The 23,875-nt window shown below is 59.3% G+C and carries 23 protein-coding genes; 17 read left to right on the forward strand and 6 right to left on the reverse strand.

Annotated elements, in window-relative coordinates:
• Positions 1 to 356: 356 nt before the first annotated feature.
• A complete protein-coding gene (locus AACV31_RS13235) occupies positions 357 to 578 on the forward strand; it encodes a DUF2754 family protein (protein ID WP_105538689.1) in 222 nt (73 codons plus the stop codon).
• A gap of 10 nt (positions 579 to 588) precedes the next feature.
• Here AACV31_RS13235 and ddlA read toward each other — a convergent pair whose 3' ends face one another.
• Positions 589 to 1,689, reverse strand: coding sequence for a D-alanine--D-alanine ligase (gene ddlA / locus AACV31_RS13240; RefSeq protein WP_165153132.1), 1,101 nt, complete (start codon positions 1,687 to 1,689; stop codon positions 589 to 591).
• Between the two features lie 144 nt (positions 1,690 to 1,833).
• Between ddlA and AACV31_RS13245 the strand changes: the two genes are divergently transcribed.
• From AACV31_RS13245 to AACV31_RS13260, 4 genes are all read left to right on the forward strand, one after another.
• The gene (locus AACV31_RS13245) at positions 1,834 to 2,535 is read left to right on the forward strand and encodes an extensin-like domain-containing protein (protein WP_075197546.1); all 702 of its coding nucleotides are present in this window, start codon (positions 1,834 to 1,836) and stop codon (positions 2,533 to 2,535) included.
• A gap of 161 nt (positions 2,536 to 2,696) precedes the next feature.
• Entirely contained in the window at positions 2,697 to 3,890 is a 1,194-nt protein-coding gene (locus AACV31_RS13250; protein WP_075197547.1) for a multidrug efflux MFS transporter, read from the forward strand.
• Positions 3,891 to 4,113: 223 nt separating this feature from the next.
• Positions 4,114 to 4,374, forward strand: a complete 261-nt coding sequence (gene iraP, locus AACV31_RS13255) for an anti-adapter protein IraP (RefSeq protein ID WP_007764753.1) — start codon at positions 4,114 to 4,116, stop codon at positions 4,372 to 4,374.
• 689 nt (positions 4,375 to 5,063) lie between these two features.
• Entirely contained in the window at positions 5,064 to 6,482 is a 1,419-nt protein-coding gene (locus tag AACV31_RS13260) for a sugar porter family MFS transporter (RefSeq protein WP_075197549.1), read from the forward strand.
• Between the two features lie 37 nt (positions 6,483 to 6,519).
• Here the strand turns inward: AACV31_RS13260 and proC are convergent, their stop codons facing one another.
• Entirely contained in the window at positions 6,520 to 7,329 is an 810-nt protein-coding gene (gene proC / locus AACV31_RS13265) for a pyrroline-5-carboxylate reductase (protein WP_075197550.1), read from the reverse strand.
• A 111-nt stretch (positions 7,330 to 7,440) separates the two neighbouring features.
• On the opposite strand from proC, the gene AACV31_RS13270 reads away from it, so the two are divergent.
• Genes AACV31_RS13270 through AACV31_RS13280 form a run of 3 tightly spaced genes read left to right on the forward strand, consistent with a single transcriptional unit; the run spans position 7,441 to position 8,876 of the window.
• A complete protein-coding gene (locus AACV31_RS13270; protein ID WP_007764835.1) occupies positions 7,441 to 7,956 on the forward strand; it encodes a hypothetical protein in 516 nt (171 codons plus the stop codon).
• Positions 7,957 to 7,965: 9 nt separating this feature from the next.
• Complete coding sequence (locus AACV31_RS13275; RefSeq protein ID WP_007764836.1) at positions 7,966 to 8,421, forward strand: DUF421 domain-containing protein; 456 nt, start codon at positions 7,966 to 7,968, stop codon at positions 8,419 to 8,421.
• The gene (locus tag AACV31_RS13280) at positions 8,421 to 8,876 is read left to right on the forward strand and encodes a YaiI/YqxD family protein (RefSeq protein WP_007764839.1); all 456 of its coding nucleotides are present in this window, start codon (positions 8,421 to 8,423) and stop codon (positions 8,874 to 8,876) included. Before AACV31_RS13275 ends, AACV31_RS13280 begins: the two co-directional genes overlap by 1 nt.
• On the opposite strand, the gene AACV31_RS13285 is transcribed toward AACV31_RS13280, so the two are convergent.
• Positions 8,873 to 9,646: a DUF2076 domain-containing protein gene (locus AACV31_RS13285; protein WP_165153134.1), complete on the reverse strand. Its 774-nt coding sequence runs from the start codon at positions 9,644 to 9,646 to the stop codon at positions 8,873 to 8,875. The genes AACV31_RS13280 and AACV31_RS13285 overlap by 4 nt on opposite strands.
• A 361-nt stretch (positions 9,647 to 10,007) precedes the next feature.
• Here AACV31_RS13285 and aroL point away from each other — a divergent pair, with 361 nt between their 5' ends.
• The 4 genes from aroL to ppnP all read left to right on the forward strand — a co-directional run bounded on the left by aroL (position 10,008) and on the right by ppnP (position 12,077).
• Positions 10,008 to 10,532: a shikimate kinase AroL gene (gene aroL, locus AACV31_RS13290; protein WP_012815502.1), complete on the forward strand. Its 525-nt coding sequence runs from the start codon at positions 10,008 to 10,010 to the stop codon at positions 10,530 to 10,532.
• A 53-nt stretch (positions 10,533 to 10,585) separates the two neighbouring features.
• Positions 10,586 to 10,777 (forward strand): protein YaiA, encoded by a 192-nt coding sequence (gene yaiA, locus AACV31_RS13295; RefSeq protein ID WP_004386841.1) that lies wholly within the window; start codon positions 10,586 to 10,588, stop codon positions 10,775 to 10,777.
• 254 nt (positions 10,778 to 11,031) lie between these two features.
• A complete protein-coding gene (locus AACV31_RS13300) occupies positions 11,032 to 11,709 on the forward strand; it encodes an AroM family protein (protein WP_165153136.1) in 678 nt (225 codons plus the stop codon).
• A gap of 83 nt (positions 11,710 to 11,792) precedes the next feature.
• A complete protein-coding gene (ppnP, locus tag AACV31_RS13305) occupies positions 11,793 to 12,077 on the forward strand; it encodes a pyrimidine/purine nucleoside phosphorylase (protein ID WP_007764979.1) in 285 nt (94 codons plus the stop codon).
• Between the two features lie 33 nt (positions 12,078 to 12,110).
• On the opposite strand, the gene rdgC is transcribed toward ppnP, so the two are convergent.
• On the reverse strand, positions 12,111 to 13,022 hold the full coding sequence (gene rdgC / locus AACV31_RS13310) for a recombination-associated protein RdgC (RefSeq protein ID WP_075197582.1): 912 nt from the start codon (positions 13,020 to 13,022) through the stop codon (positions 12,111 to 12,113).
• A 126-nt stretch (positions 13,023 to 13,148) separates the two neighbouring features.
• On the opposite strand from rdgC, the gene mak reads away from it, so the two are divergent.
• The gene (mak, locus tag AACV31_RS13315) at positions 13,149 to 14,060 is read left to right on the forward strand and encodes a fructokinase (RefSeq protein WP_012815505.1); all 912 of its coding nucleotides are present in this window, start codon (positions 13,149 to 13,151) and stop codon (positions 14,058 to 14,060) included.
• A 40-nt stretch (positions 14,061 to 14,100) separates the two neighbouring features.
• Here the strand turns inward: mak and sbcC are convergent, their stop codons facing one another.
• Both sbcC and sbcD read right to left on the reverse strand, forming a co-directional pair.
• A complete protein-coding gene (gene sbcC / locus AACV31_RS13320; RefSeq protein WP_165153137.1) occupies positions 14,101 to 17,250 on the reverse strand; it encodes an exonuclease subunit SbcC in 3,150 nt (1,049 codons plus the stop codon).
• On the reverse strand, positions 17,247 to 18,461 hold the full coding sequence (sbcD, locus tag AACV31_RS13325) for an exonuclease subunit SbcD (RefSeq protein WP_165153139.1): 1,215 nt from the start codon (positions 18,459 to 18,461) through the stop codon (positions 17,247 to 17,249). The genes sbcC and sbcD overlap by 4 nt, the downstream gene beginning before the upstream one ends.
• Positions 18,462 to 18,659: 198 nt before the next feature.
• On the opposite strand from sbcD, the gene phoB reads away from it, so the two are divergent.
• The 4 genes from phoB (at position 18,660) to proY (ending at position 23,842) form a co-directional block, all read left to right on the forward strand.
• Entirely contained in the window at positions 18,660 to 19,349 is a 690-nt protein-coding gene (phoB, locus tag AACV31_RS13330) for a phosphate response regulator transcription factor PhoB (protein WP_007720408.1), read from the forward strand.
• A 22-nt stretch (positions 19,350 to 19,371) separates the two neighbouring features.
• Entirely contained in the window at positions 19,372 to 20,685 is a 1,314-nt protein-coding gene (gene phoR, locus AACV31_RS13335) for a phosphate regulon sensor histidine kinase PhoR (protein ID WP_165153141.1), read from the forward strand.
• 399 nt (positions 20,686 to 21,084) lie between these two features.
• On the forward strand, positions 21,085 to 22,404 hold the full coding sequence (brnQ, locus tag AACV31_RS13340; RefSeq protein WP_165153143.1) for a branched-chain amino acid transporter carrier protein BrnQ: 1,320 nt from the start codon (positions 21,085 to 21,087) through the stop codon (positions 22,402 to 22,404).
• Positions 22,405 to 22,474: 70 nt separating this feature from the next.
• Entirely contained in the window at positions 22,475 to 23,842 is a 1,368-nt protein-coding gene (gene proY / locus AACV31_RS13345) for a proline-specific permease ProY (RefSeq protein ID WP_007765310.1), read from the forward strand.
• Positions 23,843 to 23,875 lie beyond the last annotated feature (33 nt).

Genomic DNA, 23,875 nt, shown 5'->3' on the forward strand with positions numbered 1-23,875 from the left:
ACAGACCTCCGGGGATTTTACCTTCGTACTGGCGTCACGCCAGGGTGCTACAAGGGGAAGTTTGGCAGGAGATTTTATTTGTCAATATCGGATTCGTGGTAATTTGGCGGGCAGATTACTCCTGAATGTCAAAATTATGTCGATTCTCACATTTCTGTAACTCAATTAATAAATGCTTAACATTCGGACTTTTCTTGCCTCACAACGCGTTATTACCGGTGCGCTTACGTCAGTTTACTGACGCTTTTAAACGTCTTTAAGCGTAACCGTAACGTGCGTCACACCGCGCGACGCGGGCCACAGACAGGCACGACGCGATATGCGAAGATGCTTTTTTTGACGCTTTCGGAGTAACCATGCAACTCTCTGCCAAAATTCGCCGTGACTGGCACTATTATGCGGTCGCTATAGGCCTGATTTTTATTATGAATGGCGTGATTGGTCTGCTGGGATTTGAGGCGAAAGGCTGGCAAACCTATGCGGTGGGGCTGGTGACCTGGGTTATCTGTTTCTGGATAGCGGGCTTTATTATCCGCCGTCGCCCGGAAGCACCGAGCGCGGCGGAGGCAGAAGAGTAACGCCTGGCGTTTAGCCGGTGATGGAGCTTTTCAGCGCCGCATCGGCCTGATGGCGCTCCAGCGCCAGCTCAATCAGGCGGGTAATCAATGGCTGGTAACCGATACCGCTCGCCTGCCACAGCTTCGGATACATGCTGATATTGGTAAAGCCCGGCAGCGTGTTGATCTCATTAATGATCACCTCGTTGTCCGGCGTCAGGAACACGTCAACGCGCGCAAGACCGGCACATTCCAGCGCCTGGAACGCGCGAACCGCGATAGCGCGGATCTTCTCATTCACGTCAGGCGCGATATCCGCAGGCACCACCACGCGGGCGGCCTGATCGTCGATGTATTTGGTGTCGTAGGAATAAAACTCGCTGCTCACCACGATCTCCCCACAGGTGCTCGCCTGCGGCTCCTCGTTGCCGAGCACCGCGCACTCGATTTCACGGCCTTTAATGCCGGTTTCCACCACCACTTTATGATCGAACTCAAACGCCAGCGCGACGGCCGCGTGATACTGCGCTTCGTCGTTAACCTTACTGACGCCGACGGAGGAGCCCTGGTTCGCAGGTTTGACGAACAGCGGCAGACCAAGCTGCGCTTTTACTTCCGCGAAGGTGATGCGCTGGCGGTTCGCGCGGGTGAGCGTAATAAAGGGCGCGACCGCAAGACCGGCGTCGCGCAGCAGACGTTTGGCGACGTCTTTATCCATGCTGACCGCCGAGCCCAGCACGCCGGAGCCGACAAACGGAATGTTCGCCATGCGCAGCATCCCCTGCAGCGAGCCGTCTTCGCCGAGCGTGCCATGGACTATCGGGAAGATAACATCCAGCTGCGGCAGCGCCTGGCGGTTGTCTGATTCGATGAGTTGCTGCTGGCTGAGGCCCGGGATCAACGCGACATTTTTCTCGGAGCGGTGCAGTGCAATGCGCGCCGGATCTTCGGCGTTCAGCAGATAGCGGGACGCGTCGTTCACATGCCACTGGCCCTGTTTATCAATGCCCAGCAGCACGACGTCGAATTTTTCTTTATCAATCGCATCGACGATATTTTTCGCCGACTGAAGCGACACCTCGTGCTCCGCCGATTTTCCGCCAAACACAATGCCCACGCGCAGTTTTGCCATTTTTACAACCCATCCTCAAAGCAGACGAAAGTCCACAACATAGCACGCCCGGCAGGCGGATTCATGTGGTTCGTGGCGCGCAGCGGCGTGGTGTGGCGCGCAGCGGTTATACTTTGATTTTGTCTCTGGTTTTCTGGCGGTGGCATGGCGAAAAAAGGGATAGCGATGGTGACAACCCTGGCGTTAACGGCGCTCGCAGGCGTCTGGCTGTATGACTATTTGCCGGCCTGGTATAACCCGTTCGCGCCGCTCTCGCCGCTCGATCCGCCCACCATGGTGACGCGCTACAAACTGCGCCAGATGGCGAATAACCCACAGGCGTGCCTGGCGCTGCTCGATGAAGCCCGCAAGCGGGATATGATCCAGTACCGTGTACAGAACGCCACTAAGGGCGACTGCCCGCTGGCGGCGCCCGTGCGGGTGTTACGCTTCGGCGAGGTGAAGCTCAGCAGCTCGTTTCTGGCAAGCTGTCCGCTGGCGCTCAGCAGCGCCATGTATGTACAACAGCAGGCGAAACCGATTAGCGCGTCGATGATGGGCAGCCCGCTGGTGCGCATCGACCACTACGGCAGCTACGCCTGCCGTAATATCTACCATCGCGCCAATGCGCGCTTAAGCGAACACGCGACGGCGGATGCGCTGGACGTCAGCGCGTTTCGCTTCGCCAACGGCCAGCAGATAAGCGTGCTGAAAGGCTGGAAGGAGAGCGGCCCGCGCGGCGACACCCTGCGCGCCCTGTTCGGCCAGAGCTGTCTCTACTTCGGCAATGCGCTCGGGCCGGACTACAACGCCGCTCACGCCAACCATTTTCACTTAGGCATGCGCGGCTTCGGCATCTGCCGCTAAGGATAATCGTCGGCGCCGGGCGCGCTTTGGTGTGATAAATGTCACAAATGATTTTATATTAATAATAAGCGTCCAAAATATTACAGGCCGCACATGTGCGCACTTACACGGCGGCGCATCCTGATACCCTGACTCATCATTAATTTAGATATATTGCGCGTATGGAATCCTGGAAGGTCAATCTTATCTCCGTCTGGTTTGGTTGTTTTTTCACCGGCCTTGCCATCAGTCAAATCCTTCCGTTTCTGCCGCTTTATGTCGCCGAGCTCGGCGTGCAGTCGCACGAGGCGCTGTCGCTCTGGTCAGGGCTTACCTTCAGCGTCACGTTTCTGGTTTCCGCTATCGTCTCGCCGCTCTGGGGGAGCCTTGCCGACCGCAAAGGCCGCAAGCTGATGCTGCTGCGCGCCTCGCTCGGCATGGCGGTGGCGATTTTACTCCAGGCGTTCGCCACCAGCGTCTGGCAGCTCTTCGCGCTGCGCGCGCTGATGGGGCTGACGTCCGGCTATATTCCCAACGCGATGGCGCTGGTGGCTTCCCAGGTGCCGCGCGACCGCAGCGGCTGGGCGCTCAGCACGCTCTCCACCGCGCAGATAAGCGGCGTGATCCTGGGCCCGCTGATGGGCGGTTTTCTGGCCGACAGCGTCGGGCTGCGCCCGGTGTTTTTGATTACCGCGCTGCTGCTGATGATAAGTTTCGCGGTGACGCTGTTTCTGATTAAAGAGGGCGTGCGGCCGACGCTTGCCAAAGGCGAACAGCTGAGCGGCAAAGCGGTGTTCGCGAGCCTGCCGGCGCCGTGGCTGGTGCTGAGCCTGTTTATCACGACCATGGTTATCCAGCTCTCCAACGGCTCCATCAGCCCCATTCTGGCGCTGTTTATCAAAGAGCTGACGCCAGACAGCAGCAATATCGCCTTTTTAAGCGGGATGATCGCGGCGGTGCCGGGCGTGTCGGCATTATTGAGCGCGCCGCGTCTTGGACGATTAGGCGATCGCATCGGCACCGCGCGGGTATTGATGGCGACGCTTATCGTGGCGGTGGTGCTGTTTTTCGCGATGTCGTTTGTCACCTCGCCGATGCAGCTCGCGGTGCTGCGCTTTCTGCTCGGCTTCGCCGACGGCGCGATGTTCCCGGCGGTGCAGACGCTGCTGGTGAAATACTCCTCCGATAACGTGACCGGACGTATCTTTGGTTATAACCAGTCCTTTATGTATCTCGGCAATGTGCTGGGGCCGCTGATGGGGGCCGGGATCTCCGCCGCCGCAGGTTACCGCTGGGTATTCATCGCCACGGCCATCGTGTTGCTGATTAACGTCTGGCAGTTCGGCACGGCATTAAGAAAAAACGCACGTCGTTAATAACAGAGCCGCCGCCTGGCGGTGAATTAATGGGCCCAGTAAGAACAGACGGTGAACCTTTTTTCTGCCGCGCCCATATTTTGCCGGTAAAACGTTTCGCTGACAGCGATTTTTTGTGGCGCCGCACAAAACCGATGCGATGGTAAAAAAAGCCGTTGCGATCACTAGGCAACCTCAATGGGTAATGATAACTTCTTGCCAACAACTTCACGGGAAGACAGTTATGAAAAATCTTATAGCTGAACTACTGGTCAAGCTGGCAGAAAAGGAAGAAGAATCTAAAGAGTTAGTGGCTCAGGTCGAGGCGCTTGAAATTGTCGTCACTGCTCTGCTGCGCCATCTGGACAACGAGACGCAACAGACGCTGATTGCAAGCGTGGAAGGGGCGCTGGACGGCGTTCAGCCTGAAAGCAATGTGCCTCAGCGTGATACCGAGCTGCTTCAGCAATACGTAAAAAAGCTGCTGCGGCACCCCAGAACCTGAGCGTATAACGGGCGAGCCGCGTTATTTTAGTGTCATCGGATTCTGTTACGCTTACCTGCTGTATTATCCGCAGGGGTTTATTCCGGCACGCTTAACACGCTGTTGTCTGAATAAACGCATCGCCTGCGGATATTCCTTTCTTTATTCTGTTGTGCCAGCGCAATGGTGCGGATAATACGCGGCTGTCTGCCGCGTTGTCGCGCTCATACTTTTTTCTTATTGCTCATGCCGATAATTATCCGGGTGGTTATACGCTGGCGCGTAAATATATTCTCTCCTGCCTTATACGCTTATTTTTTTTGGTACGCCTGGCGCGTTGCATAATAATGCACAGCGATTTTTCTGCGCTGTCCGGGTGATGGCGTGGCGCAGGCTGCGCGTACTTCCAGCACAGGCCGTAGCGAGGGAGCACGCGCTGTGAACAGAACCAGAAAGCTCTCTGATTGTCCATGAGATAAACGGCGGATAGCAGATGCGTTGTTTAAAAATTGTCGTGCTGAGTCACATTAAATCGCGCCATGCGGGGTTATATCGCGAGGTGAAGCGATTTTTCGGTTTTATAACCTTCATCACAAAACGTGATGCCACAGCAATTTTATCCATATCTACGGCGTTTCCCGCCTGACGATTTACCGGCGTTACCACTACCGTTATGGCAATGGCCGATTGCCTTTAACGGGAGAAAAAAGATGTCCTCGGTAAGTGAAGTCACGCCTGCTGCCAGCGCTCAGGAACGTAAAGCGCGCCGCATGAATCTGTTTGTTTCTTTTTCCGCTGCCGTCGCGGGCCTGCTGTTTGGCCTCGATATCGGCGTTATCGCCGGGGCGCTGCCCTTTATCACCGATCACTTCAGCTTAAGCAGCCGCGCCCAGGAGTGGGTGGTGAGCAGCATGATGCTCGGGGCCGCGCTGGGCGCGCTGTTTAACGGCTGGCTCTCGTCGCGTCTCGGGCGTAAGTACAGCCTGCTCGCGGGGGCGGCGCTGTTTATTATCGGATCGATTGGATCAGCCTTCGCCCATTCGCTGGAAGTGCTGCTGGCCGCCCGCGTCATTCTCGGCGTGGCGGTCGGGATCGCCTCTTACACCGCGCCGCTGTATCTCTCTGAAATGGCCTCTGAGAAAGTGCGCGGCAAAATGATAAGCCTCTATCAGCTGATGGTGACGCTGGGCATTCTGCTGGCGTTTCTTTCCGATACCGCACTCAGCTACAGCGGCAACTGGCGCGCCATGCTTGGCGTACTGGCGCTGCCAGCGGTGGTTCTGCTGGTGATGGTGGTGTTTTTGCCCAACAGCCCGCGGTGGCTCGCGGCCAAAGGCATGAACATCGAGGCGGAAAGGGTGCTGCGAATGCTGCGTGATACCTCGGAAAAAGCGCGTGAAGAACTGAATGAAATTCGCGAAAGCCTGAAGGTGAAGCAGGGCGGCTGGGCGCTGTTTACCGCTAACCGCAACGTGCGCCGCGCCGTGTTTCTCGGGATGCTGCTCCAGGCGATGCAGCAGTTTACCGGCATGAACATCATCATGTATTACGCGCCGAAAATCTTCCAGATGGCGGGGTTCGCCAGTACCGAAGAGCAGATGATAGCCACCGTCGTGGTGGGGCTGACCTTTATGCTCGCCACCTTTATCGCGGTGTTCACCGTGGATAAAGCGGGTCGTAAACCGGCGCTGAAAATCGGCTTTAGCGTCATGGCGATCGGCACGCTGGTGCTCGGCTACTGCCTGATGAAAGTCGACCACGGCGAAATCTCTACCGGCATCTCCTGGCTTTCCGTCGGCATGACCATGATGTGCATCGCGGGCTACGCCATGAGCGCCGCGCCGGTGGTGTGGATTTTGTGCTCGGAAATCCAGCCGCTGAAATGCCGCGACTTCGGCGTTACCTGTTCAACGACCACTAACTGGGTGTCGAACATGATTATCGGCGCCACCTTCCTGACGCTTATCGACCATATCGGCGCCGCGGGCACCTTCTGGCTCTATACCGCGCTGAACCTGGTGTTTGTCGGCGTCACGTTCTGGCTTATCCCGGAAACTAAAAACGTCACGCTTGAGCATATTGAAAAGAACCTGATGGCGGGCAAGAAGCTGCGCGATATCGGGCAGTGAAGCAACAAAAAGGGCTACTCGTGGTAGCCCTTTCTTTTTAGCCCTTACTGAGCTTTTCCGATTTGGCCATACACTGGGCCATCGCTTCTATCACCGCCGCGCGCATCCCGCGCTCTTCGAGCACCCGCACCGCTTCGATGGTCGTCCCGCCCGGCGAGCAGACCATATCTTTCAGCTCGCCCGGATGTTTGCCGGTTTCCAGCACCATTTTGGCGGAGCCCATCACCGCCTGCGCCGCGAATTTATACGCCTGCGCGCGCGGCATGCCGCCGAGCACGGCGGCGTCGGCCATCGCTTCGATGAACATAAAGACATACGCGGGCGCTGAGCCGCTGACGCCCACGACCGGATGAATCAGATATTCCGCGACCACTTCCGCCTCGCCGAAGCTTCGGAACATCGCGAGCACATTCTGGATGTCCTCTTCGCTGGCGAGCGCGTTCGGGGTGATGGAGGTCATTCCGGCCTGCACCAGCGACGGCGTGTTCGGCATGGTACGAATAATTTTACGATCGTGTCCCAGCACGTGCGCGAGCTGATCCAGCGTGATCCCGGCGGCGACAGAAACCACCAGCGAATCTTTATTCAGGCTGGAGGCGATATCGCTCATGACTTTAAGCATGATGTTAGGCTTGACCGCGCCAAACACGATGTCCGTCGCCTGAGCGACTTCCTGCGCGCTGGAGGCGGTGTTCACGCCAAATTCCTGCCTGAGCGCCTCCCGGCTCTCTTCCGACGGCGTATAGACCCAGACGTTTTCCGCCCGCGCCTGGCCGCTTGCCAGCAGGCCGCTGAGAATGGCCTTGCCCATATTGCCGCAACCGATAAAGCCTGTTTTCTTTTCCACAGCATCACTCCGTTTTATCGCGTCCAGATTCACATGCGCTATAGCTTAACGCGCTTTCCGGCAATCCGTTAAGGCTTCGGCTACGCTTATCCTGAATCCGGGAGGTGGGGAATGGACAAAATCGTTTCTGACGAAAGCGCCAGCCGCGACGCGCCGGTACGTGAGCATATGCACGCCCAGCGTATTGAATGGCGCATCCAGCGGGGCGGCAACTGGCTGCTGTTCGCGATTGTGTTGGTTGCGCTGCTGGGCGGGTTTTCCGACGGCTGGCTGAGTGAAACCTCGGCGACGAATCAGGAGAAAAGCCTGACCGTCGAGTATCAGCGTTTTCTGCGCGCCGAAAGCGACGAGCCGTTTGCGCTGCGCATTCAGGGGCCTAAAAATCAGCCGGTGACTATCGCGTTTGGCGGCGATTTTGCCGATCGCTTCGTGCTGCAAACGCTTCAGCCGCAGCCGGTGGTGACCCATACCGGGCAGCACACGCTGACGCTCACCTTCGCGCCGACGCCCGATGGCGCCCACGCCGTCTGGATAGTGACGCAGCCGCAGTCGGCCGGGCGCTTAACCTCCACCGTGACGCTGGAAGGCGCGTCGCCGGTGCATCTGACCCAGTGGGTTTATCCGTAGGAGAAGATCATGGACAGCGTATTGCGCGCCGCAGGCATGTACTTTCTGCTGCTGGTGGTGCTGAAAATCGCCGGTCGCCGCACGTTGCTGGAGATGAACTCGTTTGATTTCGTGCTGCTGTTAATCATCAGCGAGGCGACCCAGCAGGCGCTGCTCGGCAACGACTTTTCGTTTACGGGGGCGGCGATCACCATCATTACGCTTATCGTGCTTGATATTCTGCTGAGCTATGTAAAAAACGCGTTTCCGCGTCTCGATCTGCTGCTCGACGGCTCGCCGTTGATCCTGGTGGAGAATGGCCGCCTGCTGACCACGCGTATGAAAAAAGCGGGGATCTCGCGGGAGGATATTTTAAGTTCGGCCCGCACCAGCCAGGGGATCGACCGGCTGGAGGAGATAAAATTCGCCATCCTTGAGAAAAATGGCAAAATCTCCATTATTCCCGCCGACAATCAGGAGTCGTAATGCCAGTCTGGGTGGATGCCGATGCGTGTCCGAAAGTGATTAAAGAAGTGCTGTTCCGCGCCGCCGAGCGCACCGAAACGCCGGTGATTCTGGTGGCGAACCAGCCGTTGCGCGTGCCGCCGTCAAAGTTTATCCGCGCCCGCCAGGTGCCTGCGGGGTTTGACGTCGCGGATAACGAAATTGTGCGTTGCTGCGAGCCGGGGGATCTGGTGGTGACGGCAGATATTCCGCTCGCGGCGGAAGTGATAGCCAAAGGCGCCGTGGCGCTCAATCCGCGCGGTGAGCGCTACAGCGAAGCCACCATTCGCGAACGCCTGACGATGCGCGATTTTATGGATACGCTGCGCGCCAGCGGCATTCAGACCGGCGGCCCGGATGCCTTAAGCCAGCGCGACAGGCAGCAATTCGCCGCTGAACTGGATAAGTGGCTCAGCGGCCAAAAGCGTCAGGCTTAAACCCAATTGTCGTCGTCGCCGCCGAAATCGTCGCCGCCAAAGTCATCGCCGGCGAAATCGTTATTCCAGTCGTCGTCGCTGCTGGCAGGCACGTAGTCGTTGCCGTTGTCCTGTTGCAGCCCGGCGTCCTGGTTCAGGAACTGGCTGTCATCCGCCTGGTTGTAATCCTCAACGGCGTTCACCGGGCTGTTGTCCGCCGGTTGCGCCGGTTCGTTAATGATATTGACGATCTCCTCCGGCTGGCTGTGGCTGAACATGCTGGTCAGCATATTGCCGAGCACCACGCCGCCCGCCACACCTGCGGCAGTCTGCAAAGCGCCCGCCATAAAGCCGCCGCCGCGAGGGGCGTTATTGTACTGGCCGGGCGCGGCTTGCGGCGCGTAGCCCGCCTGCGGTGCGCTCTGGTACTGCTGCGCGCCGGGAATAGGGTCGGAGCCGCGCGGCGTCGCCTGCGGGCGCGGGGCTTCCGGCTCGCTCTTGTTGCCGCCGAACAGGCCCGCCAGGAAACCGCCGCTGCTCTGCTGACGGCTTGCTGAATGTTTCAGCTGCGCCACTTCGGCTTCGAGCGCCTGAATACGGCCATTCAGCTGTTTCATGGCCGCTTCCTGGATAAGCAGGGTCTGCGCCATATAATAAGCGGCGCCAGGCTGGTTGCGCATATGCTGCTCAATCCAGCGTTCGGCGTCCGCGTCGCGCGGCGCGCTGTTTTCACCGGCGGCTTTGAGTCGGTCAAAAAGCCCGTCAATCAGACGTTGCTCTTCAGATTGCATGATTCATCCCTCTGTCATTGAACGCGTCAATAGTTAAGTCTGGAGAAAAATCGCCGCTTGTAAATATCCGGCGCGTAAAGGAAATAAGAAATATGTAACCGGGTGCGGCGAACGGTGGGGTTGTGTTCACCGGGTGCTTTCAAGTATGGTGGGCGCGCCTGGCGAATGCTCGCCAGTGGTAGCGTGGCTTTACACCCTTAAGACAGAAGAAGGGTTGCGCGGCGCGGGCCGCCATTCATCTTTAACCTTTTTGTAAGTTTAAATTTACGCCTGTCTTGTGTACTAGTTTGTTGTTAAACTCACGGCTTACGGCCTGCTGTCTAACCCTTTCGCCTTGCGTGAAAGGTGAGGTAATCCATCCATGAATCAACCCATTTATTTAGTCGGCGCGCGCGGCTGCGGAAAAACCACTACCGGCGAGGCGCTGGCACGCGCGCTGGCATACGGCTTTGCCGATACCGACCGCTGGCTGCTGGAGCAGACGCAGATGACGGTCGCCGAGGTGGTGGAGAAAGAAGGCTGGCCGGGTTTTCGCGATCGTGAAAGCGAGGCGTTGCAGGCAGTCACCGCGCCCGCGACGGTGGTCGCGACCGGCGGTGGCATGGTGCTGCGTGACGAAAACCGCGAGTTCATGCGTGCGCATGGCATCGTGATTTATCTCAACGTGCCCGTCGAGGTTTTGGCGCAGCGCCTTGAGGCGTTCCCGGAAGCGGGCCAGCGCCCGACGCTCACCGGCAAGCCGGTGACGGAAGAAATTGCCGATGTGCTGGCGGTACGCGACGCGCTTTATCGTGAATGCGCCCACCATGTGATTGACGCCGCCGACGCGCCCGCGGTGATTGTTTCGCGCATTATTGACGCGCTGCATGTTGCCCATGCCAGCTAAGTGGCGGGATTGTCTATACTTAACGCTCCTCCCCGATAAATTAAGGAAGAGCTATGCCGACCAGACCCCCTTATCCGCGCGAGGCGCGCGTGGTGCCTGTTGAGAAAGGCGTACCGGGTAAAACCGTCACCAGTTATCAGCTGCGCGCCGATCACCCCGAGCCCGATTCACTTATCAGCGAACATCCCACCGAACAGGAAGCGCTGGACGCCAAGCGCCGTTACGAAGATCCGGACAAATCCTGACCGCGACCGGCGGCAGGCGCAGTCGTTGCGCTTACCGCCACTCCTAAAATCAGTAGCTGCCGCTTTGCATCACACCTTTTATCCAAAGCTAATGTTAACGATACGTTATGATTATTTTTCGGTAGCCTGCGGCAGGCTTTTCCCGGCTGTATGCGTAAGCTGCTACGCTTTTTGATTCATCTTTCGTTTTCGCTCAAGTATTCAGCGGAAAGTGTCGTTAACTCTTTGAGAGGCTGTAAACCAAGGCGATTAACATGCGTGCGACTCTGGCCATACTTACCCTCGGCGTGGTACCTGTCAGCGAGGTACTGCCGTTGTTAACCGAACATATTGATGAGCAGCAAATTACCCATATCAGCCTGATGGGGAAACTGTCGCGCGCCGAGGCGATGGAAGATTATGGCGCAACGGGCCAGGAAGAGACGCTCATCGCCATGCTGTCCGACGGTGAAAAAGCGACGGTCTCAAAAGCCAAAACCGAAAGGGCGCTGCAAAGCGTTATCGAAGTGCTGGATAACCAGGGCTATGACGTGATTTTACTGATGAGTACGCAGCGCTTCAGCGGTCTGCGTGCGCGCAACGCCATTCTGCTGGAGCCGGATCGTATTATTCCACCGCTGGTCTCGTCGATTGTCGACGGGCATCAGGTGGGGGTTATAGTCCCTGTTCCGGAGCTGATGGCGACACAGACCCGGAAATGGCAGGTGCTCGAAAACCCGCCGCTTTACTCACTCGCCAATCCGTTTTACGGCACCGAAGACGAGCTGGTCGGCGCCGGGCGCGATCTGCTGACCCGCGGGGCGGATGTTCTTCTGCTCGACTGCCTTGGCTTTCATCAAAAACACCGCGATCTGCTGCAAAAGGCGCTCGATGTGCCGGTGCTGCTCAGTAACGTCCTGGTGGCGCGACTCGCTTCCGAACTGCTTATCTGAGCGCCTCGCACAATTTGCGTGACAGCGCTCAGGCTGGCCCTCTATATTGTTTTTCCAACCATTTTTTCGATAAGGGCCTGCTTATGCTTCAGAGTAACGAATACTTTTCCGGTAAAGTGAAATCTATCGGCTTCACCAGCAGCAGTACGGGCCGGGCGAGCGTAGGCGTGATGGCGGAAGGGGAATACACATTCGGCACCGCGCAGCCGGAAGAGATGACCGTCGTCAGCGGCGCGCTCAATGTCCTGTTGCCGGGCGAAACCGAATGGAAAACGTTTGAGGCGGGGCAGGTGTTCCATGTGCCGGGGCACAGCGAGTTTCATTTGCAGGTGGCCGAGCCGACATCATACCTCTGCCGCTACCTGTAAGCGCGCCGCCCCGGGCGGGGCGACGCGAAGGCATCAGCGTTGGGCTTCTCCGCCCAGCGCTTCCACTAAGTTCTGAATCAGCGCCGCCAGTTCGCCCGTCATCAGCGTGAAATCGGCGTCAAAGCGTTGCGCCACATCTTCACGCGCAATGTCGTCGTTCTGATCGCGCAGCTCATCAGCAAATTTCAGGCGTTTCAGCGAGCCGTCGTCGCACAGCATAAACTGCACGCGCTGCTGCCAGTCGAGCGCCAGTTTAGTGACCACTTTACCCGCTTCGATATGCACCGCGATTTCGTCGCTCACCAGCTCCTGCTTTTTACAGCGGATCACGCCGCCATCTTCCAGTATGGCTTTAAGCTCTGCTTCATCCAGCAGCTGAAAACCCTGCGGCACGTTATTGGCGCGCACCCATTCGGTGAGCGTCAGCTCAATCGGGTTTTCCAGCGTCAGCGGCACCACCGGCAGCGAGCCGAGGCTTTTACGCAGCAGCGCCAGGGTATCTTCCGCTTTTTTGGCGCTCGCGCAGTCCACCACGATAAGACCCGTGGCGGTATCAATCCACATCATGGTCTGGCTGAAGCGGCTGAAGGCGCGCGGCAGCAGGGAATGCAGCACTTCATCTTTCAGCGAATCTTTTTCCGTCTTTTTAAGCTTGCGGCCTTGATCGGCCTCCAGACGGGCGATTTTCGCCTCCAGCGCCTGCTTGATAACCGGCGCGGGCAGGATTTTCTCTTCTTTGCGCGCGCAAATCACAATCTGGCCGTTAACGGCGTGGGTAAGCGCGTCGCTGCCGCCGCCCATGGGCGGCACCCAGCCGGTTTTCGCCATATCCTGGCTGCCGCACGGGGTGAAGGTAAACGCAGCTAACTGTTTTTCCATCTCATCCGCACGCAGCGCGGCGTCGCGGTTTAAACGGTAAACCATTAAATTTTTGAACCACAGCATGTTAATTTCCACGGCCTGGTAGTTAAACGCAGCGGGCATGATAACGAATCAGCCGCGGCGTTTCATTGCCTTTCACGGACAGGTTATCTACTCTCCTGGTAAGTCATTGAATATGAGGAAGCAGACGTGCGTATTGGGATCGATTTAGGCGGCACCAAAACCGAAGTGATTGCGCTCAGCGACGACGGCGAGCAGCGTTTTCGCCACCGCGTGCCGACGCCGCGTGACGACTATCCGCAAACTATCGAGACGATAGCCGGTCTCGTTGAGCTTGCCGAAAAAGAGACCGGCGAGCGCGGCACCGTGGGCGTCGGCATTCCGGGCACGCTCTCGCCTTATACGGGCGTCGTTAAAAATGCCAACTCAACATGGCTGAACGGCCAGGCGCTGGATAAAGATCTCAGCGCGCGGCTGGCGCGCGAGGTGCGGCTCGCCAACGACGCCAACTGTTTTGCCGTGTCGGAGGCCGTCGATGGCGCGGCGAAAGGCGCGCAGACGGTCTTTGCGGTCATTATCGGCACCGGCTGCGGCTCCGGCATTGCGCTGGGCGGCGCAAGCCATATCGGGGCCAACGGCAACGCGGGCGAGTGGGGGCATAATCCGCTGCCGTGGATGGATGAAGATGAGCTGCGCTACCGTGAAGACGTGCCGTGCTACTGCGGCAAACAGGGCTGTATCGAAACCTTTATCTCCGGCACAGGCTTTGCGACTGACTATCATCGCCTCAGCGGCCAGCCGCTCAAGGGCAGTGAAATCATCCGGCTGGTGGAGGCCCAGGACGCGCTGGCGGAGCTTACGCTCAGCCGCTACGAGATGCGGCTTGCGAAATCGCTGGCGCATATCGTCAATATTCTCGACCCGGACGTGATTGTGCTGGGCGGGGGCATGAGCAATGTCGACCGGCTCTATAAAACCGTGCCGCCGCTGATGAAACACTGGGTGTTTGGCGGCGAGTGCGAAACGCCGGTGCGCAAAGCGGTGCATGGCGATTCGAGCGGCGTGCGCGGCGCCGCGTGGCTCTGGCCCGTGGTGCGTTAATCTAAAAAGAAGGGGCGCAACGCCCCTTTTTTTATCGGCCTTAATCGACCTGATACTCCCGCGCCAGGCGGCTCACGCCAAGGCCGTTAATTTTTCTGACCTTAATCTGCACCGGGATACGCTCTTTCATCGCTTCCACGTGACTGATGACGCCGATGGTTTTGCCGCTGGCGTTCAGCGCGTCCAGGGCATCCAGCGCCGTATCGAGCGTCTGCGCATCCAGCGTGCCGAAACCCTCATCAAGGAACAGCGAATCGATACGGGTTTTGTGGCTCACCAGATCCGAAAGCGCCAGCGCCAGCGCGAGGCTCACCAGGAAGCTTTCGCCGCCGGAGAGCGTGCGGGTGTCGCGCACCGCGTCCGCTTGCCAGGTGTCCACCACTTCCAGCTCCAGGTCCTCGCTCAGTTTGCGTTTAAGCAGGTAGCGGCCATGCAGGCGCGTCAGTTGGTTATTGGCCAGCCACACCAGATTATCCAGCGTCAGCCCCTGGGCGAACTTACGGAATTTATCGCCTTTCTGCGAGCCGACCAGATGGTTGAGCTGGCCCCATTCATCGGCCTCGCGCCGCGCCTGGTCAATCTGCCCGAGAAGGGCGGCAAGTTGCGTGCGGCTCTCTTCATCCTGGCGCAGCTGCTGGCGCAGTTCGCCCTGGCGCGTGGTGTTGTCACGCAGTTGTTCCGTGATAACCGCCAGCGCGGCCTCGCTCTGACGGGCGTCAGCGGCGTCGTCCATCAATGCCGGGCGCGCGCTCAGGTGGCGCTCCAGCGCCTGCTGCGCTTGGGCAAGCAGCGTCTGCTGCGTCTCGCGCTCGCGCTCCAGCCGCTGTTTTTGCGCTTCGAGCTGACTGCGGATGGCCTCATCCAGCAGGGCGGCGACAAATGCCGCTTTATCCACAAACGGGCTGGCGGTAAGCGCCGCGTCGAAATCGTGCTGGGCGCTCTGGCAGCGTGCGCGCTCCTGCTCAAGCTGCGCGCCGAGCGTCTGCCACTGCGCTTCCAGCGATAAACAGCGCGTATGGATCTCCTGGCCCGCGCGCGGCAGTTCGTCTGCGGATAACGATGCCGCCTGCGCGTCGCCCTCCTGCGGCAACAGGGTCAATAGCGCTTCACAGGCGGAAAGCTGTTCACGCAGGCGCTGCTGGCGTTCGTGGTGCTGCTGCCAGCGGCGCGCCTCTTCTTCACGTTCGGCGAACCACGGCGCGGGGTTGTCATCATCCGGCGCGGGCAGGGCGAAGGCGTCGAGCTGGTCGCGCAGCGCGTTCTGCTGAGTCTGACAGGCGGCGTCCAGCGTGGTTATCTGACGCAGCGCGCCGTCAATAGCGGCGTCCAGCATCTGGCGCTCGCGCAGCAGATGCAACTGCTGTTCGCGGCGGGTCTGCGCGTCAAGCCAGGGGGTGAGATCCTCGCCCGGCGCATAATCCAGCGCGGCGGCGGCGCACAGCGTCTGCCATTGTGAGGTGAGCGCTTGCTCCTCTTCCAGCAGGCTTGCCGCTTCGCTTTCCTGCTGCTGGCGCTGTTTCATCAGCGCGTCGAGCTGGCCGCGCAGCGCCGCGCCTTCGGTGCCGAGCTGCTCTTTCTCCTGCTCAAGCTGCGCAAGACGCAGGCGGCTCGCGTCAGGCGTCAGCGCCTGGTACGCCTCAACGGCCGGGTGTTCGGTCGCGCCGCAGAGCGGGCAGGGGCTGCCGGGTTGCAGTCGCGCGCGCTCTTCAACGAGGCTCGCGATGCGCTGCTCCAGCTCGCACACCGCTTTCGCGCGGGTGACTTCATCCTGTTTGGTTTTGTAATCCTGACGCTTTTGCGCCAGCTGTTGTTCGGCGAGCTGAATTTGCGTATGCAGGGCGCTGGTGGTCTCCTGCAGGCGCGCTTTACGGCGCGTCAGCGGCGCGAAAGTTGACTGAAGCGTCGAAAGCTTCTGGCGCAGCGGCCGCTGGTCGTTAAGCTGCGCCAGCGCCTGAGCGGCGTCCTCCGGTGAGAGCGCCAGCCCGGCGTCCGGCAGCGCGTCGCGCTTGCGGCGGGTGGCGTCGAGCGTCTCGTTCAGCGCGCGCAGCTGCGCGCGATCGCGCTTTTGCTGCGCCAGTACCGCGCGCCAGCCCGCGAGCTCGCTGCTCCACAGGCGGTAGCGGTCATGCTCCGTCAGCCACTGGCCGAGTTGCGTGAGTTCTGCCGTCTGCGCCTGCGCCTGTTGCGCGGCGGCCTGGCGGATCTCCCGGCGGCGCTGCTGGCTTTCCTGTAAGCGAACGCTTACTTCTTCATGCTGGCGACCAGTGGCGGCAAGGGCGGTTTCCAGCTCCTGACTCCGCAGCCAGGCCGGGCGCAGTTTTTCCGCCGGTAGCGCCGTTTCAAGACGCGCCAGCTGAGGCGCCGCGGCCTGTAGCGCCTGATCCGCCGCCGCCGCCGCATGGCCCGCCGCGTCGAGCGCGCTGGCAAGCGCCGTGCGCTGCGTCAGCCACAGGTGTTCTTGCTGTAACTGGCGCTGGCGGGCGAGCAGCGTTTTTTCATCGTCAGTGAGCGCCTGCAAACCTGTGGTTAAGCTTTCGCGCTGCGCATCGTCCAGCAGCCGCACGCCCTGCGCCTGGGATTCGAGCTTCTCAAGCTGGCTGCGCGCCTCTTTATGCTGTTCGAAAATACGCGCCGAGACCTGGCCGTAGATTTCGGTGCCGGTCAGCTCCTCCAGCAGTTCGGCGCGGGCTTTGGCCTCGGCATTGAGAAAGGCGGCGAACTGCCCTTGCGAGAGCATCATGGAGCGGGTGAAACGGTCGTAATCCAGGCCCGTCAGCGCGGCTATTCTGTCGAGTTTATCTTTGATTTTATCGGCGACGATTTTGCCGTCTTCGCAGCGCGCCAGCTCCACGCGCGGCGCCTGCAGGTTGCCGTCCGGCAGGCCGCGCGCGCGGCTCTGGCTCCAGAACGCGCGCCAGGCGACGCCTTTGACTTCAAACTCCACCTCCGCCAGGCATTCGGCGGTGTCACGCGTCATCAGGTCATTCTGGCTTTGCGACAGCGCGTTCAGGCGCGGCGTGCGGTGGTAGAGCGCAAGGCAGATGGCGTCGAGCAGCGTGGTTTTACCCGCGCCGGTCGGCCCGGTGATGGCGAACAGCCCGTTGCTCGCGAACGGCTCGGCGGTGAAGTCGATTTTCCATTCGCCTTTCAGCGAGTTCAGGTTTTTCAGCCGCAGGGTTAAGATTTTCATGCTTCGTCCTCCTCGTGCAGGCTTTCCAGCGTGCGGGCGAAGAGCGTGCGCAACTGCGCTTTCTCCGGCTCCTCCAGGGCTTCCAGCTCCAGGCGGCGTTCAAATACCTCCTCCACCCCCAGTTCGCTGAGCGTTTCGGTGCTGAGCGTGCCGAGCGCGCGCTCGCGCATTTCGCGGCTGCGGCGCAGCAGAACGACTTCCACCGGCAGGCTTTCGGTCAGCTGGCTTATCTGGCGGTGCATATCATGCAGAAACTCGCCGGTGTCGATTTCGATATCGAGCCACACTCTGGGCTCGTCCGGCGCGTCGCGCCATTGTTCGAGCTGCGCGGTGATGGATTCCAGGCTGCCTTTCAGTACCGCCAGCGGCTGGCTGACCGGCACCGGCAGGGCCGTGACGTCGCGCAGTTTGCCGTCGGCGAATTCCACCAGATAAACGCTTTTCGCTTTGCCGGTTTCATCAAAGCTCAGCGCAATCGGCGAGCCGCTGTAGCGGATATGCTCGCAGCCCGCGACTTTCTGGGCGCGGTGAATATGCCCTAGCGCGATATAATCGGCGGGCGGAAAGCGGTCCGCCGGAAAGGCGTCGAGCGTGCCTATATAGATGTCGCGCACCGCGTCGCTTTTGGTGACGCCCACGGTGGTAAGATGGCCGGTCGCGATAATTGGCAGATTACGCTCGCCGCGAAGCTGGCAGGCGGCCTCATAGCTTTGCTGATAGTGCTGGCTGATGGCCTCCAGCAACTGCTGCTGTTTTTCCCGGCCCGACTGCCCGCTGAGGCTTCGCAGCACGTCGCGCGGGCGTAAAAACGGCACCGGGCAGAGCACCGCGCCCGGCTCGCCGTCGCGGCGGTACAATAACGTGGCCTGGCTTTCCGGCGTGAGCTGCGCGCTCGCGATAACCTGCGTGTTCAGGCAGGCCAGCAGCTCGCGGGATTCATTGAGCGTCGCCACCGAATCGTGGTTGCCGCCAAGCACGATAAGCGGGCAGTTTGCCGCCTGAAGTTTGACGACAAAGCGGTTATAGAGCTCGCGCGCATAGCTGGGCGGCGCGCCGGTATCAAAGATGTCGCCCGCGACAATAATCGCATCTACCTGATGCGCAACCGCCGCGTCCAGCAGCCAGTCGAGAAAGGCTTCATGTTCGGCGGCGCGGCTTTTGGCGTAAAAATTTTGACCAAGATGCCAGTCTGAGGTATGCAGAATACGCATGGGATGCCCTGTGGCGAAAAAGCGAGAAGGGGATTATAAACATCCAGTACGGCGGGTGTCCTGTTTCGTCGCGCCGCCGGGTTTTACCGCTCGCGCTAACAGGTCATCTTACGGTCATCTTTTTCATAAATCTGTCATAAATCTGACGCATAATGGCGCCGCATTACATACTGTTTACTTTATTTAACAGGGCGAATCATGGCGAGACGTATTCTGGTCGTTGAAGATGAAGCACCTATCCGCGAGATGGTGTGTTTCGTACTGGAACAAAATGGCTTCCAGCCGGTGGAAGCGGAAGATTATGACAGTGCGGTGAATCAACTCAATGAGCCCTGGCCCGATCTGATTCTGCTGGACTGGATGCTGCCCGGCGGATCGGGGATCCAGTTTATTAAACATATCAAACGCGAAGCGCTGACCCGCGAGATCCCGGTGGTGATGCTGACCGCGCGCGGTGAAGAAGAAGATCGCGTACGTGGCCTGGAAACGGGCGCCGACGATTACATTACCAAACCGTTCTCCCCGAAAGAGCTGGTGGCGCGTATTAAAGCCGTCATGCGCCGTATCTCGCCGATGGCGGTGGATGAAGTCATCGAAATGCAGGGCTTAAGCCTCGATCCGTCATCGCACCGCGTGATGACCGGCGAAAATCCCCTCGATATGGGGCCGACCGAATTCAAGCTGTTACACTTCTTTATGACGCACCCGGAGCGCGTTTACAGCCGCGAACAGCTGCTGAACCACGTCTGGGGCACCAATGTGTATGTGGAAGATCGTACCGTGGATGTGCATATCCGCCGCCTGCGCAAGGCGCTGGAACACAGCGGTCATGACAGAATGGTACAAACGGTGCGCGGTACGGGTTATCGGTTCTCAACCCGTTTTTAAACCCAAAACAGGAGTGTGACGCGTGCTGGAACGGCTGTCATGGAAAAGACTGGTGCTGGAGCTATTGCTGTGCTGTATTCCGGCGCTGGTGCTCGGGGCGATATTCGGCTATCTGGCATGGTTTTTACTGGCGGCGGTAACCGGATTGCTGGTCTGGCATTTCTGGAATCTGCTGCGGCTCTCCTGGTGGCTGTGGGTGGATCGCAGCATGACGCCGCCGCCCGGCAGCGGCAGCTGGGAGCCCTTGCTCTACGGCCTGCACCAGATGCAGTTGCGCAATAAAAAACGCCGTCGCGAATTGGGTAATCTTATCAAACGCTTTCGCAGCGGCGCGGAATCCCTGCCGGACGCCGTGGTGCTGACCACGGAAGAGGGCGTCATCTTCTGGTGCAACGGTCTTGCGCAACAGCTTCTCGGCCTGCGCTGGCCCGACGATAACGGCCAGAACATCTTAAACCTGCTGCGCTACCCGGAATTCACCAGCTATCTGCGCGGCCAGGAGTTCAACCGGCCATTGCATCTGGTGCTCAATAACGGGCGTCATCTTGAGTTTCGCGTCATGCCGTACAGCGAAGATCAACTGCTGATGGTGGCGCGCGACGTCACGCAAATGCATCAGCTCGAAGGCGCGCGGCGCAACTTTTTCGCCAACGTCAGCCATGAGTTGCGCACGCCGCTGACTGTGTTGCAGGGCTATCTGGAAATGATGCACGAGCAGACGCTCGAAGGGCCGCTGCGTGAAAAAGCGCTGCACACGATGCGCGAGCAGACTTACCGCATGGAAGGGCTGGTGAAACAGCTACTGACGCTCTCGAAAATCGAGGCGGCGCCCGCGATGCAGCTCAACGAAACGATCGACGTGCCGATGATGCTGCGGGTGGTGGAACGCGAAGCGCAGACGCTCAGCCAGCAGAGGCAGACGTTTACTTTTGAGGTGGACCTGCAGCTTAAAGTGCTCGGCAACGAGGAGCAATTGCGCAGCGCGATTTCAAATCTGGTGTATAACGCGGTCAACCATACGCCCGCCGGGACGCACATTACGGTGCGCTGGGAGCATGTGGCGAACGGCGCGCGCTTTAGCGTGGCCGACACCGGGCCGGGGATTGCTGCGGAGCATATTCCGCGCCTGACCGAGCGTTTCTACCGGGTGGACAAGGCGCGTTCGCGCCAGACCGGCGGCAGCGGGCTGGGGCTTGCGATTGTGAAACACGCGCTGACGCACCACGACGCGCGTCTTGAGATAGAAAGCGCGCCTGGCAAAGGCACCACGTTTTCGTTCCTCCTGCCGGAGCGACTGATTGTCGCCACGCCTGCTAAAGCCGTTTCTACGGTTTAATTCGTAAAGCTTCCTTTCCAGAGCCAGCCATAAGCTGGCCTTATTCATTTTTTTTGCCGCCTCTGAACGCTTTTTTCAGCGTTTGGCGCTTTTTTGCTCGCGCGAATCGCCGGAGGTTTTTTACGATTTTAGATTTTATCACTGCCCTGAAACTTAGATCTGGCATAAAGGTCTGGTTTTAAGATCCCGTCTTGCCTTTAAACGTTATAAGCGTTTAAATTGCGCCCCTGCTATTGCCAGACCGACTGTTTTTGCGTGGTAAATCGAAAAACAATTCTTCGCCAGCGTAATCGGGAAGCATATCCCGCTGTCAGCCCGGGAAATAGCGGCGTTTTCGTCAGGTGACTGGCGGTAAAAAATTATTCAATTTCAACACCACATCCACAGGCAGTAAATCTTATGACCCATCACTTAAAATCGCGCGACATTATCGCACTGGGGTTTATGACCTTTGCGTTGTTCGTCGGCGCGGGCAATATCATTTTCCCTCCTATGGTTGGTTTGCAGGCCGGTCCGCATGTCTGGACGGCGGCGATCGGCTTTCTTATTACCGCCGTGGGTCTGCCTGTGCTGACCGTGGTGGCGCTGGCGAAAGTCGGCGGCGGCGTTGACAGCCTGAGCCATCCGATTGGCCGCGTGGCAGGTATTCTGCTGGCGACCGTCTGCTATCTGGCCGTCGGGCCGCTGTTCGCGACGCCGCGCACCGCGACCGTGTCGTTTGAAGTGGGCATTGCGCCGCTCACCGGCGACGGCGCGCTGCCGCTGCTTATTTACAGCCTGGTCTACTTCGCGCTGGTGATTCTGGTGTCGCTCTATCCGGGCAAACTGCTGGATACTGTGGGTAACTTCCTGGCGCCGCTGAAAATCATCGCGCTGGTGGTGCTGTCTGTGGCGGCGATTGTCTGGCCGGCGGGCGATATCAGCGTGGCGACGGATGCCTATCAGAAAGCGGCGTTCTCCAACGGCTTCGTCAACGGCTATCTGACGATGGATACGCTGGGCGCGATGGTGTTCGGGATTGTTATCGTCAACGCGGCCCGTTCGCGCGGCGTTACTGATTCCCGTCTGCTGACGCGCTACACCATTTTCGCGGGCCTGATGGCGGGCGTCGGCCTGACGCTGCTCTACCTGGCGCTGTTCCGTCTGGGCTCTGACAGCGCGACGCTGGTCGATCAATCCGTTAACGGCGCGGCAATCCTCCACGCCTATGTTCAGCACACCTTCGGCGGCGCGGGGAGCTTCCTGCTGGCGGCGCTGATCTTCCTGGCGTGCATGGTGACGGCGGTGGGCCTGACCTGCGCCTGCGCCGAGTTCTTCGCGCAATACCTGCCGCTCTCTTACCGCGCGCTGGTGTTTATCCTGGGTCTCTTCTCCATGGTGGTGTCGAACCTCGGCTTAAGCCAGCTGATTCAGTTCTCTATTCCGGTGCTGACGGCCATCTATCCGCCGTGTATCGCACTCGTTGTACTGAGCTTTACCCGCGGCTGGTGGCATAATTCAGGCCGTGTTATCGCCCCGGCGATGGCGATCAGTCTGCTGTTCGGTTTGATTGATGGGGTGAAAGCCTCGGCGATAAGCGGTATCCTTCCGGCCTGGACTCAGAAACTGCCGATGGCGGATCAGGGGCTGGCCTGGCTGCTGCCGACCATCGTGATTACGGTGGCGGCGGTGGTCTGGGATCGCGCGGCCGGACGGAGCGTCACAACTACCGCTCACTGATCGTCGGTTGATTGTTGAACCACGGGGCCTGGCTCCGTGGTTTTTTATTGTATGACGTGGTACTGGAAAGATGGAAAACGAGAACAAGCTCAAGCGCGGATTGAGTACAAGACACATCCGCTTTATGGCGCTGGGTTCAGCGATTGGCACCGGCCTGTTTTACGGCTCGGCGGACGCCATCAAAATGGCGGGCCCGAGCGTACTGCTGGCTTACATCATTGGCGGCGTGGCGGCGTATATCATCATGCGCGCGCTCGGCGAGATGTCAGTGCATAACCCGGCGGCGAGCTCCTTCTCTCGCTATGCGCAGGATAACCTCGGCCCGCTCGCAGGCTATATCACCGGCTGGACCTACTGCTTTGAAATTCTGATTGTCGCCATCGCCGACGTTACCGCGTTCGGCATCTATATGGGCGTCTGGTTCCCGACGGTGCCGCACTGGGTCTGGGTGCTGAGCGTGGTGCTTATCATCTGCGCCATTAATCTGATGAGCGTGAAAGTGTTCGGCGAGCTGGAGTTCTGGTTCTCGTTCTTTAAAGTCGCCACCATTATCATCATGATCGCGGCCGGTATCGGCATCATCATCTGGGGCATCGGCAACGGCGGCCAGCCGACCGGCATCCATAATCTCTGGAGTAACGGCGGCTTCTTCGCGAACGGCTGGATTGGCACCGTGATGGCGCTGCAAATGGTGATGTTCGCCTACGGCGGCATTGAGATTATCGGCATCACCGCCGGTGAGGCCAAAGATCCGGCCACCTCCATCCCGCGCGCTATTAACTCCGTGCCGCTGCGTATTCTGGTGTTCTACGTGGGTACGCTGTTCGTGATTATGTCCATCTACCCGTGGAATGAAGTCGGCACCAACGGCAGCCCGTTTGTTCTGACGTTCCAGCATATGGGGATCACCGTTGCGGCGGGCATTCTGAATTTCGTGGTGCTGACAGCCTCGCTGTCGGCGATTAACAGCGACGTGTTCGGCGTGGGCCGTATGCTGCACGGCATGGCCGAGCAGGGCAGTGCGCCGAAAGTGTTCGCCAAAACGTCGCGCCGCGGCATTCCGTGGGTGACGGTGGTGGTGATGTGCTTTGCGATGCTGCTGGCGGTTTATCTCAACTACATCATGCCGGAAAACGTCTTTCTGGTGATTGCGTCGCTCGCGACCTTTGCGACCGTCTGGGTCTGGATAATGATCCTGCTCTCGCAAGTGGCGTTCCGCCGCCGCCTGAGCGCGGATGAAGTGAAGGCCCTGAAGTTCAAGGTGCCGGGCGGGGTGGCGACGACCATCGTCGGCCTGATTTTCCTGGCGTTTATCATCGCGCTGATTGGCTATCATCCGGATACCCGCATTTCGCTCTACGTTGGTTTTGCGTGGATTGCGCTGCTGCTGGTGGGCTGGGTGTTCAAACGCCGCCGCGACGCTCGTCTTTCCGCGTAACGCTCCCCTCCATCCCCGCCGCCTGGCGGGGAT

It is taken from the genome of Cronobacter sp. EKM101R (assembly GCF_963888145.1).
Classification (GTDB): domain Bacteria; phylum Pseudomonadota; class Gammaproteobacteria; order Enterobacterales; family Enterobacteriaceae; genus Cronobacter; species Cronobacter turicensis.

Bases quoted from the DNA above. Each gene is read 5' to 3' on its own strand.
- AACV31_RS13235 (WP_105538689.1), top strand. From the start codon at position 357: ATGCAACTCTCTGCCAAAATTCGCCGTGACTGGCACTATTATGCGGTC.
- ddlA (WP_165153132.1), bottom strand. From the start codon at position 1,689: ATGGCAAAACTGCGCGTGGGCATTGTGTTTGGCGGAAAATCGGCGGAG.
- AACV31_RS13245 (WP_075197546.1), top strand. From the start codon at position 1,834: ATGGCGAAAAAAGGGATAGCGATGGTGACAACCCTGGCGTTAACGGCG.
- AACV31_RS13250 (WP_075197547.1), top strand. From the start codon at position 2,697: ATGGAATCCTGGAAGGTCAATCTTATCTCCGTCTGGTTTGGTTGTTTT.
- iraP (WP_007764753.1), top strand. From the start codon at position 4,114: ATGAAAAATCTTATAGCTGAACTACTGGTCAAGCTGGCAGAAAAGGAA.
- AACV31_RS13260 (WP_075197549.1), top strand. From the start codon at position 5,064: ATGTCCTCGGTAAGTGAAGTCACGCCTGCTGCCAGCGCTCAGGAACGT.
- AACV31_RS13270 (WP_007764835.1), top strand. From the start codon at position 7,441: ATGGACAAAATCGTTTCTGACGAAAGCGCCAGCCGCGACGCGCCGGTA.
- AACV31_RS13275 (WP_007764836.1), top strand. From the start codon at position 7,966: ATGGACAGCGTATTGCGCGCCGCAGGCATGTACTTTCTGCTGCTGGTG.
- AACV31_RS13280 (WP_007764839.1), top strand. From the start codon at position 8,421: ATGCCAGTCTGGGTGGATGCCGATGCGTGTCCGAAAGTGATTAAAGAA.
- AACV31_RS13285 (WP_165153134.1), bottom strand. From the start codon at position 9,646: ATGCAATCTGAAGAGCAACGTCTGATTGACGGGCTTTTTGACCGACTC.
- aroL (WP_012815502.1), top strand. From the start codon at position 10,008: ATGAATCAACCCATTTATTTAGTCGGCGCGCGCGGCTGCGGAAAAACC.
- yaiA (WP_004386841.1), top strand. From the start codon at position 10,586: ATGCCGACCAGACCCCCTTATCCGCGCGAGGCGCGCGTGGTGCCTGTT.
- AACV31_RS13300 (WP_165153136.1), top strand. From the start codon at position 11,032: ATGCGTGCGACTCTGGCCATACTTACCCTCGGCGTGGTACCTGTCAGC.
- ppnP (WP_007764979.1), top strand. From the start codon at position 11,793: ATGCTTCAGAGTAACGAATACTTTTCCGGTAAAGTGAAATCTATCGGC.
- rdgC (WP_075197582.1), bottom strand. From the start codon at position 13,022: ATGCTGTGGTTCAAAAATTTAATGGTTTACCGTTTAAACCGCGACGCC.
- sbcC (WP_165153137.1), bottom strand. From the start codon at position 17,250: ATGAAAATCTTAACCCTGCGGCTGAAAAACCTGAACTCGCTGAAAGGC.
- sbcD (WP_165153139.1), bottom strand. From the start codon at position 18,461: ATGCGTATTCTGCATACCTCAGACTGGCATCTTGGTCAAAATTTTTAC.
- phoB (WP_007720408.1), top strand. From the start codon at position 18,660: ATGGCGAGACGTATTCTGGTCGTTGAAGATGAAGCACCTATCCGCGAG.
- brnQ (WP_165153143.1), top strand. From the start codon at position 21,085: ATGACCCATCACTTAAAATCGCGCGACATTATCGCACTGGGGTTTATG.
- proY (WP_007765310.1), top strand. From the start codon at position 22,475: ATGGAAAACGAGAACAAGCTCAAGCGCGGATTGAGTACAAGACACATC.